Genomic DNA, 11567 nt, shown 5'->3' on the forward strand with positions numbered 1-11567 from the left:
TAAGGTAACTTCGCCGGGAACCAGGCCAGTTGGTTTCAGCGAAGGGCTGCTCCACGTGAACCGCCACGACTTCCTACGTCATCTGCACCGCATCTACCGTCCCCGGAACTATCTGGAGATCGGGGTCAACGACGGCAGAAGCCTGGCCCTCTCGCGGGTTCCTTCCGTCGCCGTCGACCCCGCCTTCCGGGTCGTGACGGACATCAGCTGTGACGTCCACCTGGTCAAGGCGACGAGCGACGACTTCTTCGCCCGCAAGGACCCGCTGCTGCACCTGCGCAACGGCCGCAACCCGTTCCGCGCCCTCGCCCGCCGCGATCCGCTCAACCTCCTCGGCGGGGACCCCAAGCTGGAACTCGCCTTCATCGACGGCATGCACCTCTTCGAGTACGCCCTGCGCGACTTCATGAACGTGGAGAAGCACTCCCGCTGGTCGAGCGTGATCGTGCTGGACGACATGCTGCCGCGCGATGTCGACGAGGCGGCCCGCGACCGGCACACCAAGTTCTGGACCGGCGATGTGTACAAGGTGGTGCAGGTACTGCGCCGCTACCGCCCCGACCTGGTGGTCGTCGAGGTGGACACGGAACCGACCGGCGTGGTCGCCGTGTTCGGCGCCGACCCGGACAACGACATCCTGACGAACGCGTACGAAAAGATCATCGAGGAGTTCGTCGTACCCGATCCGCAGGACGTGCCCGAAGAGGTGCTGGTCCGCAAGAACGCGGTCCGGCCCGAGGCGCTGCTCCGCGCCGACTTCTGGCCGGCCCTGGCCCGCGCCCGCAACCTGCGCCGCCCGCGCTCCGCGTTCGCGCCGCTGCGCTCGCGCATCGAGGCCGTGACGGGCTGACCGGACCTTGACGACGCCGAAGCCCCCGTGATCCGTACCGACCACGGGGGCTTCGGCGTACCCGCCCGGGGACTCAGCCGCGGGCGCGCAGCTGCGCGTAGTACTCCTGGCACGCCGCGTACGAGGGCAGCAGGCCCTGCGCCTCGGCCTCGGCCAGCGAGGGCGCCGCGGCGTCCTTGTCGGAGAGCAGCGGGGTGATCCCCTGCGGCCACTCGATGCCCAGCTCGGGGTCGAGCGGGTTGATGCCGTGCTCGCGGCCCGGCGCGTAGCCCTCGGAGCACAGATAGGCGACCGAGGCGTCGTCCGTCAGTGCCATGAAGGCGTGCCCGAGGCCCTCCGCGAGGTAGACCGAGTGGTGGTCGGCGTCGTCGAGCCGGACGGCTTCCCACTGCTTGTACGTGGGGGAGCCGACCCGGATGTCCACGATGACGTCGAGCACCGCGCCGCGCACGCACTTGACGTACTTCGCCTGGCTCGGCGGCACATCGGCGAAGTGCACGCCGCGCAGCGTTCCCCGGCTGGAGACGGAGAAGTTGGCCTGCTCCAGCCGCAGCGTGTGCCCGACGGCCTCGCCGAGCTCCGACGCCTTGAACCACTCGTGGAAGCTGCCGCGGCTGTCCGGGAAGACCTTGGGCTCGTGCACCCAGGCCCCTGCGATGGAGAGCTGCCGCATGCGATCACGTCCTTGTCGTGTTGCTCGTTGCCGGTGTGTACGGGTGGAAAGGGTACGGAGACGCGGGGCGCGGGTCAGCCGGTGAACCGGGCGGCGAGCCGGCGCGCCCGCTTGCGGCTCTTGGCCGGAAGCCTGCGCACGAGGGGACCGCCGACAGCGCGCAGGGCGCGGCGCAGCATCGCCTTCCTGCGCCGGCCGGCGATCTCCCGCATGACCTCGGAGGGGATCGCGGGCAGGCTCGGGGAGACGGTGATCCGGCCGCCCCTGGCCACGGTGACGTCGCAGAGGTGGAGCGCGGGGTCCTTGTCGCCGTCCAGCCGGACCGCGAGCTTCCAGGCGCCGGGGGCGACGCCCGGGGCACGGCCGGGCACGGCGAGGTGGGCCCGGCCGTCGATGGGGCGCAGCCTGGTGCGCAGCTGGTGGGACGGCCCGTCCGAACCGTCCGCCGGGCTCAGGACCAGCGTGGTCTCCGAGGGTGCGGTGGCGGACGTGGTGAACAGATCCAGCCGCAGCTCGGTACGGCTGCCCGGGGAGCGCCGGACCGGACGGCCTTCGAGGTACTCGGCCAGTTTCTTGGCGCGGCGGGCGACATCGAGGGTGAGGTTGCTGTGCGGGTGGGTGAAGTACGGGATGACGGCGCGGGCCGGCGAGCCCAGCGAGGCGGGCACACAGGCGGCGTCCACCTCCGGGGCGCGGTCGGCGCCGAGCCGGGCCTTGCGGACCAGGCCGAGACCGCGCAGCGGCACCCAGACGTCCCAGAAGCCGCGTGACACCCGGCCGCGGCCCTTGACCGCCTCGGAGCCGATCTGGCCGCTGCCGTGCAGCACGACCTCGCAGATGTCGTCGCCGAGCTCCTCGACCCGGGTGGTGAAGCTCGCGGGGCAGGGCCACTCGACGGCGGTCTCGCGGTTGCGGAGCGACAGCTCGGCGGAGAAGCCGGAGATGTCGTCGGTGACGTCCAGGAGCTCGCCGTCCGGCAGCAGGCCCTCGGTGATGTCGGGGTGCAGGAAGTAACGCCCGTCCCGGCGCAGCAGCTTCAACGGGGCCCGGTCCTCGCCGTGCACGAGCCGGCCGCTGATGGTGAGGTCGATCCTGCCGTCCGGCCGCCAGGCGAACTCCTCCAGCCGGGCCGCCGCCTTGACCGACGCGGCGAAGCGGGACACCTGGACGAGGCCCTGGCGGTCGTTGTCGCGCAGCAGCGTGGAGCGCAGCCGGAGCACCGGGCCGAGTCCGTCGTGCACCCCGTCGTCCATGAAGTCGGCGGCCAGGCCCTGGACGGCGTCGCACATCTCGTCGAGGTACTCGGGGTCGTACTTGAGGACGGCGGGCTCGCTCAGCCGGCCGAGCATCTCGACGCGGTAGAAGCGGCGCAGCAGCTTGTCCCGGAACTCGCCGGGCTCGGTGTTGGCCACGACGACGTCGAGGACCTCACGGAGGTTGCCGTAGTAGCCGGACGGGATGATCTTCGCGGATCCGGCGTTCTGGCCGTCGTCCCGCCGGGAGTAGTAGTAGCAGGTGTAGCTGCCGAGGATCGAGACGACCTTGGCGGGGAAGTACGCCTGCATCATGTAGAGCTGGTCCTCCAGGCGGCGCTTGCCCTCGGGGTAGGCGATGCCGTTCTCGCGGAGGAACTCCGTACGGAACATCTTGTGCGGCGTGAGGCTGTCGTACAGGGGTGCGTCCTGCAGGGTGCACTTCTCGCGGTTCTTCTTGAACACGCCTTGCGGGACGCCGCGGAAGTTGCTCGCCACCTTGCCGATGACGATGTCCGAACCGTTGCGGTTGCCCATGTCGTACAACTGCTCCAGGGCGCCGGACGCGAGGTAGTCGTCCTGGTCGACGAACTGGACGTACTCGCCCTTCGCCTCGTCCACACCGATGTTGCGGGGCTTTCCGGGCCAGCCGGAATTCGGGATGGTGATGACACGGAAATGCGGGTGCTCGCCGGCCAGCTTCTCCAGTCGCTCACACGTGTCGTCCGTCGAGCCGTCGTTGACGAAGAGAACTTCGAACTCCCTTGCGGGGAGGGTCTGTCGCAGCAGCGAGTCGATGCAGGGGTCGATGTACTTGCCCGGGTTGTATACAGGAATGACGACACTTACTTTGACTGGCATTGCTGCTGTCCCATGTCTGTTGGAAGTCCCTCTGGCCTGCGGCGGATACGGGGCCTGAACCGCTGGGAACGGGCATTCAGGAAGCCACCCGCCGCACCCTATCGGCTAGTAGATGGTCCAGGCGTCCCGTTGGTTTCCTATACCGCCTGAGCGTGATTCTGCCGACAGTATGCGGAAACCGCCCGGGGATCCGCAGGCCATTCGGTATCTGCGCGGGGGCGGCCGGCGAGCGGAGGGCGGAACTCCGCAGCGGTCCAGAGGGCGGAACGCACGGGCGCCGGATCCGCCGCTCGCGTAGATTGCGAGGTCCGGCGAGGCCGAGTCATTGGGGATGTACGTGTCAGGGGCAAGGCAGGGCGTCACAGAGGCCCGCAGGATCGTGGTCAAGGTCGGTTCCTCATCCCTCACCACCGCGGCGGGCGGCCTCGACGCGGACCGTGTCGACGCGCTCGTCGACGTGCTGGCCAAGGTGCGCAGCGGCGGGGAGCGCGAGATCGTGCTCGTCTCCAGCGGTGCCATCGCGGCCGGGCTCGCCCCGCTCGGACTGCTGCGCCGGCCCAAGGACCTGGCCAGGCAGCAGGCCGCCGCCAGCGTCGGCCAGGGACTGCTCGTCGCCCGCTACACCGCCTCCTTCGCACGGTACGGCGTACGCGTCGGCCAGGTGCTGCTCACCGGCAACGACACCAGCCGCCGTGCCCACTACCGCAACGCCTGCCGCACCCTCGACCAGCTCCTGGACATGGGCGCGCTCCCGGTCGTCAACGAGAACGACACCGTCGCCACGGACGAGATCCGCTTCGGCGACAACGACCGGCTCGCCGCGCTCGTCGCCCATCTCGTCCGCGCGGACCTGCTGGTCCTCCTCTCGGACGTGGACGGCCTCTACGACGGCGACCCCAGCACCCCGGGCACCTCGCGGGTCGCCGAGGTGACCGGCCCCGAGGACCTCGCGGGCGTCACCATCGGCAGCGCCGGGAAGGCGGGCGTCGGCACCGGCGGCATGGTCACCAAGGTCGAGGCCGCCCGGATCGCCACGGCCGCCGGGGTCCCCGTCGTCCTCACCTCGGCGAGCCGGGCCGCCGACGCCCTGGCCGGACGCGACACCGGCACGTACTTCCACCGCACCGGACGCCGCTCGGCGGACCGGCTGCTCTGGCTCGCCCACGCCTCCACCCCGCAGGGCTCACTGACCCTGGACGACGGGGCCGTGCGGGCGGTCGTCGAACGCCACAGCTCGCTGCTGCCCGCCGGAATCGCCTCGGTCGAGGGCGAGTTCACCGCCGGTGACCCGGTGGAACTGCGCGACCTCGAAGGCCGGCCCGTGGCCCGCGGACTCGTCAACTTCGACGCCAAGGAGATCCCTCAGCTGCTCGGCCGCTCCACCCGGGACCTGGCGCGGGAGCTCGGTCCGGCCTACGAGCGCGAGGTCGTACACAGGGACGATCTGGTCGTACTGCACTCCTGACAAACCCCTGAAAGGGCTGAAAGTCCAGTATCGGGGCAGAGACCTTCACGAAAACCGCCCCATCCCCGGCTGCGGACTGGTCAACTTTGTACCGGGGAAACAGCGGGGACAGCACAGTAAACGCATTCACAGGAGGCCGCCGGTGAGACGAGCGCGCCCGGGGGCGCCGCCCCGAGGAACGGGTGGCCGGGCCCTGACCAGCGTCGGAGCAGGTGCCGACTTCGACGGGAGCCGGACCACGGACAGAGGGGACGGCCGGACCACCCGGCCCGAGCAGACGGTGGTGAAGGAGGAACGCACCCCGTCGAAGCTGTGGCACATCACTCTCAGCGTCTCGGGAGCGGCCATTCCCCTGAAGGAGGTCAGACGCGGGCTGGAACAGCTCGCGCACGACCATCCCTTCCTGCTGACCAGCCGGTACGCCAACGACCACGCGGAGATCCGCTACTGGGAAGAGGCCCGGGATCTGCACGACGCGGCGGCCGTCGCGTTGCGGCTGTGGGGCGAACACCGCTCCACAGCCAAGCTGCCGCCCTGGAAGATCGTCGGCCTGGAGGTCATCGACCGCGAGACGTACCACCAGCGCGTCGCCGAGGGGTACGGGCCGCCCCCGGCCGCCCCGGTCGGAGTGCATCCGTACTGAGCGGGGACCGGCTTACGGGGCGGTCGTTCCGCGTCGACGGCCGGCCCGCGTGCGCGGTGGTTTCCGGAGGCCCGGTCGTCTCGCATCACGGGATAAGCGACGGATGCCCGCAGTGTGCGCACTACCCTGCGGGCATGACCACGCTCTCGCCGTACGACAACATGTCCCCGGTCGCCCAGGCCGCCTACCGGGCACGCTCCGCCGCCGCCGACATCGCGCCGCTGCCGCGCGCGGCGAAGGACGACGCACTGCTGGCGATCGCGGACGCGCTGGAGGTGCGGACGAGCGAGATCGTCACGGCCAACGCCGAGGACGTCGCCCGCGCCCGTGAGGCCGGGACCAGCGAGTCGATCATCGACCGGCTCACCCTCACCCCGGAGCGGATCCGCGCCATCGCCGCCGATGTGCGGGACGTGGCGGCGCTGCCCGACCCGGTCGGGGAGGTCGTCCGCGGCTCGACCCTGCCCAACGGCATCGACCTGCGACAGGTCCGGGTGCCGCTCGGCGTGGTCGGGATCATCTACGAGGCCCGGCCCAATGTGACGGTCGACGCCGCCGCCCTCTGCCTGAAGTCGGGCAACGCCGTCCTGCTGCGCGGCTCGTCCTCCGCGTACTCCTCCAATGTCGCGCTCGCGCGGGTGCTGCGCGACGCGGTGGGCGGCTCCGGGCTCCCGGCCGACGCGGTGCAACTGGTCCCGGGCGAGAACCGGGACTCCGTACGGGAACTGATGCGGGCCCGCGGCCTCGTCGACGTCCTCATCCCGCGCGGCGGCGCCTCGCTGATCCGCACGGTGGTCGAGGAGTCCACCGTGCCGGTCATCGAGACCGGCACCGGCAACTGCCATGTCTACGTGGACGCGCAGACCGACCTCGACATGGCCGTGGACATCCTGATCAACTCCAAGGCGCAGCGCCCGAGCGTCTGCAACGCGGCCGAGACGCTCCTGGTCCACCAGGACGTCGCCGCGCGGTTCCTGCCGCGCGCCCTGGACGCACTGGCCGACGCGGGCGTCACCGTGCACGGCGACGAGCGGGTGCTCGCGTACGCCGAGGGCTCCAAGGCCACCGTGGTGGAGGCGACGCCGGAGGACTGGGAGACCGAGTACCTCTCCTACGACATCGCCGCGGCCGTCGTGGATTCGCTGGACGCGGCCGTCGCGCACATCCGTCTCTGGTCCTCCGGCCACACCGAGGCGATCGTGACCACCTCCCAGGCCGCGGCGCGCCGCTTCACCCAGCTGGTGGACTCCACCACGGTGGCCGTGAACGCGTCCACCCGCTTCACCGACGGCGGCCAGTTCGGCTTCGGCGCCGAGATCGGCATCTCCACGCAGAAGCTGCACGCCAGGGGCCCGATGGGGCTGCCGGAGCTCACCTCGACGAAGTACATCGTCACGGGCGACGGCCATGTGCGGTGACCTTCCGGGTCCGGTGAATGTTGCGGGCTCCCTGCCCAGAACGACCCGGCGGGGCTAGTCTGAAGCCGTGCCGGACGACGTGGGGGGCAGGCCGTTCCCGGACGGCTGGGAGCCCGACGACGACCGCGGGGGCGCGGACGAGGACTTCGCCTCCGTGGTGTTCGACGAGGACTTCGTCCGGGCCGCCGAGATCCATGAGCCGACCGCCGTCGAGCGGCTGCTGGCAGCCGCCCAGGCGCGCGCCGAGGCCGAGGCGTCCCTGGCGTCGGCAGGCGGCGGCCCCCTGGACGACGACCTCTACGACGAGGGGTACGGCCCCGGCGTGTACGGGCGCGAGAGCGCCTACGGCGACCCGCTGGACCCCGAGGGCGAGGCGTACGGCAGCGGCCCCTACGGGCGCCACGGCGGCGCTCTGTGGCCCTACCGGGGTGCGGCGCGCTGGCATCGGCCGGTGGCCTGGCTGCTCGCCGTGCTGATGGGCATCGGCATGGTCGCGCTGGCCTTCAGCGCCGTCTACCGCAACACCTCGGGCAACAGCCGCCAGGAGCCCGTCCCGCCGCCCGCCACGACGGGCGTGGACAGCGGTGTGGACGGTGTCCCCGGCTCCGTCCCGGGCGCCACTCCACCGGCCGCCACGCGCTATCCGCGCCCCACGGTGTCCTCGATCCCCCGCACGGACTGAGAGGCGGGCCCGGCCGGGCCCGCCGGGCTCCGGCGGACTGAGGCGGAGTTCCCGGCCGGTGCTGCTGCCGCTGCTCTCCCGCACCCCCGGCCGGTGCTCCCGCGGCTCTCCCGTGGTTCTCCCGCAGTTCTCTCGCGGCTGGGCGTTTACCCCGGTCGTAATCGACCTACTCTGAAGGTATGACCCCTCTCGCGAGGGGGCTTCTCACTCGTCCGTACATGCGCAGTCGTGCGACGTCATACGAACTCATGACGGGCAGGCCCTGTCCGAAGCCATTCGGCCGAAGCAGAGCGAAGCGTTTCGGCCCCGGTCGGTGACGTGGAGTCGGGAGAAGTCATGGCAGACCGCGGAGAACCACCAGAAGGTCCGCCCGGGAGTCCGACGGGCGGCAGCGAGGACGAGTACCGGTCACTCGTCTTCGACGAGTCGTTCGTGCGGGCTGCCCGGTTGCAGGAATTCTCCGCGCAGGAGCGCATGGAGGACCACGCCCCTGCCGTACGCAGCCTGCCGGCCCGGCACTGGCGCACTGGATCCAGGGCCGCCATCGCCCTGATGCTCCTGATCGCCCTGGCCTTCGGGACGGCCGTGTTCATGGGCCTGCGCCACCCCTACCAGGCGCCCGTCGGCAGACGGGCCGAGCCGCTGACGTCGACCGTCGTGCCCCTGGCGCCCCTGGGCGCCGTACCGGGCGGAACCCCTGAGGCGCTGCTCGCCAAGAGCCCCGCCGCACAGTTCGGAAAAGGTGCCGCAGGCATCAATCTGCCGGCGATCCGGCGGACGGACGACTTCTCGGACAGCCAGGTGGCGAGCGCCCTGACCACGGTCAAGGACTATCTGGTGGCCTCCTCGCTCGACCCCGATGTGCTCACCGGCGCCACGGCGCGCCCGGTGGAACTGCTGCTGGACCCGGACCAGACGGCCCAGTTCGAGCGCAGCATGAACCGGTCGCAGGACGACGGGGAGCACGCCGTGGCCGGGTGGCTGGTGCGGTTCGACCCGGCGAAGGTGGCGCTGGCCGGGTCGGACATCAGGGCCCGGGGCACTCTGAGCTACAGGGAGGAGGGGTCCGACACGCTGGAGGTGGTGTCGGACCACACCTTCACCTATGTGCTCCGCCCCGCCGCCGCGGGCCCCCAACAGACGGGCGGTGACTCGCTCTTCACCGTACGGCGCGAGATGCACTTCCGCTTCGACCGCGAGGACCTGCGGCTGCACCGGCTGGAGGTGCGCACCAGTTACGTCCAGGCCGGACCGCAGTCGTGCCCGGCGGACACCACCGGTGCGCTGCGGCCCCTGCTCGCCGGGCAGCGCGCCGTGTCCCGCGGCCCCACGGGGACCGACCCGTACGCGACGGGACGGCCCACGGCCGCCCTCTGCGGGACCCTGGCGGTCAGCTCCCCGCAGGCCCCGACCCGCTCCCCGGCCCCTCCTCCGGGTCCCGAGGCTCCTCCGGCCTCGCAGAGTCCGTGGAGCCGTCCGTAGTGCCGCCCTTGCCGGCCGGGCTCCCGCCCTGGCCGGTGAACTTGTCGCGGAGCTTGCCGCCCAGGTCCCCGGCGCCCCCCGCTATGTCGCCGACCAGCTTCATCAGCGGATCCTTGCTGGAGCGCACCGTGTCCGCGTAGTGGGCCGCGGACTCCCGGAAGGAGTCGGTCACCGAGGTGTCCTTGTCCTCGTCGCGTCGCGGGTAGTGGCCGTCCATGATCCGCTGGTAGTCGCGGGTCTCGGACCACTTCTTCAGCTCGGCCGCGCGCACCGTGGTGAACGGGTGCGAGCGGGGCAGCAGATTGAGGATCTTGAGCACCGAGTCGCGCAGATCGCCGCCCTTCTCGTACTCGTCGGCCTGGGCGAGGAAGGCGTCCACGTTCATCTCGTGCAGGTGATTGCCGCCCGCGATCTTCATCAGACCGCGCATCGAGGCCTGAAGGTCCTGGCCGACGAGCAGCCCGGCCCGGTCGGCCGACAGCTCGGACTTGCGGAACCACTCGCGCAGTGCCGTCACGATCGCCATGATCGCCACGTTGCCGAGCGGGATCCAGGCGACCTTCAGCGCGATATTGGTGAGGAACAACAGGATCGTGCGGTACACCGCGTGGCCGGAGAGCGCGTGACCCACCTCGTGGCCGATGACGGCCCGCATCTCCTCCTCGTCGAGCAGCTCCACCAGCCCCGTCGTCACCACGATGATCGGCTCGTCGAGGCCGATGCACATGGCGTTGGGCTGCGGGTCCTGGTTGACGTACATCGGCGGGACCTTCTCCAGGTCCAGGATGTAACAGGCGTCCCGAAGCATGTCGTTGAGATGGGTGAACTGGGCGTCGCTCACCCGGACGGAGTCGGAGAGGAAGAGCAGTCGGAGACTGCGCTCGGGCAGCAGACCGCTCAGTGTCTTGAAGACCGTGTCGAAACCGGTCAGCTTGCGCAGGGCCACCAGGGCCGAGCGGTCCGCCGGGTGTTCGTAGGCCCGGGACGAGATGCCCGCGAAACGCCTGCGCTGCCTGCTCGGCACGTTCTCGTGGCTCTCGTGGCTGCGTTCGGTCATGAATGGGCCCCCTGTTCGTACGAGATTTCGCTCGCCCCCCTGACAATCCCCAGCGTAGGTGCTGGGGCTACGGTGTGCGGGGGGCTGTGGATAACTGAGGAGACGCCCGACATGCCGCACACCGTTGCTCTGCTCGCCGCCGCGTCCGGGGAGCAGGGGCCCGGCAACACGCTTCGCATCGTGCTGCTCGCCTCGCTCGTCGGAGCCGCACTGCTGGCCTGGTTCCTGCTCCGCGGATACCGCAACGACGACAAGAACGACTGAGTCGGCGTGAGCGTGCCCGGGACGCACGCATACGATGTGCGCGACGTCTTCCTTCCGACTCCCGATCGATAGGTCCTGCCGAAGATGAGCCTCACGAGCACCGCGCACCAGCTGGTCACCCTCGCCTCCGAGGGCGGCGAGCACGGTGGCAACCACGAAAGCCTCAGCCCGTATCTGACCGGAGGCGGTGCGTTCGTCGTGCTGCTGCTCCTGCTCTGGATCACCACTCGCTTCAACCGCGACCGCTGAGGCAAAGGCGTACAGCTGTGCCAGTAGGCTCTGCACGCATGGGAGAGCAGGAAGTGCCTACCGGCAGCGGAAAGCGCCGACTCGGCGTGATGGGCGGGACGTTTGACCCGATTCATCATGGACACCTGGTGGCGGCCAGCGAAGTGGCCGCCCAGTTCCACCTCGACGAGGTGATCTTCGTACCGACCGGGCAGCCGTGGCAGAAGAGCCACAAGCATGTCTCCCCGGCCGAGGACCGTTATCTGATGACGGTCATCGCGACGGCGTCCAACCCCCAGTTCTCGGTCAGCCGGAGCGACATCGACCGCAACGGACCCACGTACACCATCGATACGCTGCGGGACCTGCGCGCGATCCACGGCGACGCGGACCTCTTCTTCATCACCGGTGCCGACGCGCTCTCCCAGATCCTCACCTGGCGGGACGCCGACGAACTGTTCTCGCTCTCCCACTTCATCGGTGTGACACGGCCGGGGCATGTCCTCACGGACGCCGGGCTGCCGGAAGGCGGGGTCTCCCTCGTGGAGGTACCCGCGCTCGCGATCTCGTCGACGGACTGCCGTGAGAGGGTCGCGCAGGGGGACCCGGTCTGGTACTTGGTGCCGGACGGTGTGGTCCGCTACATCGACAAACGCCAGCTGTACCGCGGCGAATGAGCGACGCAGAGGGG

At 70.4% G+C, this 11567-nt stretch carries 12 protein-coding genes; 9 read left to right on the forward strand and 3 right to left on the reverse strand.

From position 1 onward, the window contains the following. Positions 1–55: 55 nt before the first annotated feature. Entirely contained in the window at positions 56–850 is a 795-nt protein-coding gene (locus GA0115234_RS17275) for a methyltransferase type 11 (protein ID WP_093542602.1), read from the forward strand. A 73-nt stretch (positions 851–923) separates the two neighbouring features. Here the strand turns inward: GA0115234_RS17275 and rfbC are convergent, their stop codons facing one another. Continuing rightward, on the reverse strand, positions 924–1523 hold the full coding sequence (gene rfbC / locus GA0115234_RS17280) for a dTDP-4-dehydrorhamnose 3,5-epimerase (RefSeq protein ID WP_093542604.1): 600 nt from the start codon (positions 1521–1523) through the stop codon (positions 924–926). A gap of 74 nt (positions 1524–1597) precedes the next feature. Then, positions 1598–3637 (reverse strand): glycosyltransferase family 2 protein, encoded by a 2040-nt coding sequence (locus GA0115234_RS17285; protein WP_093542606.1) that lies wholly within the window; start codon positions 3635–3637, stop codon positions 1598–1600. A 379-nt stretch (positions 3638–4016) separates the two neighbouring features. On the opposite strand from GA0115234_RS17285, the gene proB reads away from it, so the two are divergent. The 5 genes from proB (at position 4017) to GA0115234_RS17310 (ending at position 9327) form a co-directional block, all read left to right on the forward strand. Beyond that, positions 4017–5102, forward strand: coding sequence for a glutamate 5-kinase (gene proB / locus GA0115234_RS17290; protein ID WP_370804531.1), 1086 nt, complete (start codon positions 4017–4019; stop codon positions 5100–5102). 142 nt (positions 5103–5244) lie between these two features. Beyond that, entirely contained in the window at positions 5245–5745 is a 501-nt protein-coding gene (locus GA0115234_RS17295) for a hypothetical protein (protein WP_093542610.1), read from the forward strand. Between the two features lie 134 nt (positions 5746–5879). Then, positions 5880–7163: a glutamate-5-semialdehyde dehydrogenase gene (locus tag GA0115234_RS17300; RefSeq protein WP_093542612.1), complete on the forward strand. Its 1284-nt coding sequence runs from the start codon at positions 5880–5882 to the stop codon at positions 7161–7163. A 67-nt stretch (positions 7164–7230) separates the two neighbouring features. Beyond that, positions 7231–7845: an SCO2584 family spore wall biosynthesis protein gene (locus GA0115234_RS17305; protein ID WP_093542613.1), complete on the forward strand. Its 615-nt coding sequence runs from the start codon at positions 7231–7233 to the stop codon at positions 7843–7845. 336 nt (positions 7846–8181) lie between these two features. Then, positions 8182–9327: an SCO2583 family membrane protein gene (locus GA0115234_RS17310; RefSeq protein WP_093542615.1), complete on the forward strand. Its 1146-nt coding sequence runs from the start codon at positions 8182–8184 to the stop codon at positions 9325–9327. On the opposite strand, the gene GA0115234_RS17315 is transcribed toward GA0115234_RS17310, so the two are convergent. After that, on the reverse strand, positions 9236–10384 hold the full coding sequence (locus GA0115234_RS17315) for a M48 family metallopeptidase (RefSeq protein WP_093542617.1): 1149 nt from the start codon (positions 10382–10384) through the stop codon (positions 9236–9238). The genes GA0115234_RS17310 and GA0115234_RS17315 overlap by 92 nt on opposite strands. Before the next feature lie 111 nt (positions 10385–10495). Here GA0115234_RS17315 and GA0115234_RS42330 point away from each other — a divergent pair, with 111 nt between their 5' ends. From GA0115234_RS42330 to nadD, 3 genes are all read left to right on the forward strand, one after another. After that, on the forward strand, positions 10496–10648 hold the full coding sequence (locus GA0115234_RS42330; RefSeq protein ID WP_176729186.1) for a hypothetical protein: 153 nt from the start codon (positions 10496–10498) through the stop codon (positions 10646–10648). Positions 10649–10732: 84 nt separating this feature from the next. Next, positions 10733–10897, forward strand: coding sequence for a hypothetical protein (locus GA0115234_RS42335; RefSeq protein ID WP_093542618.1), 165 nt, complete (start codon positions 10733–10735; stop codon positions 10895–10897). 38 nt (positions 10898–10935) lie between these two features. Next, entirely contained in the window at positions 10936–11553 is a 618-nt protein-coding gene (nadD, locus tag GA0115234_RS17325) for a nicotinate-nucleotide adenylyltransferase (protein WP_093542620.1), read from the forward strand. The last annotated feature ends 14 nt before the right edge of the window (positions 11554–11567 follow it).

The organism is Streptomyces sp. DvalAA-43, assembly GCF_900091725.1.
Lineage (GTDB): Bacteria > Actinomycetota > Actinomycetes > Streptomycetales > Streptomycetaceae > Streptomyces > Streptomyces pulveraceus.

Coding starts and splice junctions, on each gene's coding strand:
- rfbC (WP_093542604.1), bottom strand. CDS start 1,523: ATGCGGCAGCTCTCCATCGCAGGGGCCTGGGTGCACGAGCCCAAGGTC.
- GA0115234_RS17285 (WP_093542606.1), bottom strand. CDS start 3,637: ATGCCAGTCAAAGTAAGTGTCGTCATTCCTGTATACAACCCGGGCAAG.
- GA0115234_RS17300 (WP_093542612.1), top strand. CDS start 5,880: ATGACCACGCTCTCGCCGTACGACAACATGTCCCCGGTCGCCCAGGCC.
- GA0115234_RS17310 (WP_093542615.1), top strand. CDS start 8,182: ATGGCAGACCGCGGAGAACCACCAGAAGGTCCGCCCGGGAGTCCGACG.
- GA0115234_RS17315 (WP_093542617.1), bottom strand. CDS start 10,384: ATGACCGAACGCAGCCACGAGAGCCACGAGAACGTGCCGAGCAGGCAG.
- GA0115234_RS42330 (WP_176729186.1), top strand. CDS start 10,496: ATGCCGCACACCGTTGCTCTGCTCGCCGCCGCGTCCGGGGAGCAGGGG.
- GA0115234_RS42335 (WP_093542618.1), top strand. CDS start 10,733: ATGAGCCTCACGAGCACCGCGCACCAGCTGGTCACCCTCGCCTCCGAG.
- nadD (WP_093542620.1), top strand. CDS start 10,936: ATGGGAGAGCAGGAAGTGCCTACCGGCAGCGGAAAGCGCCGACTCGGC.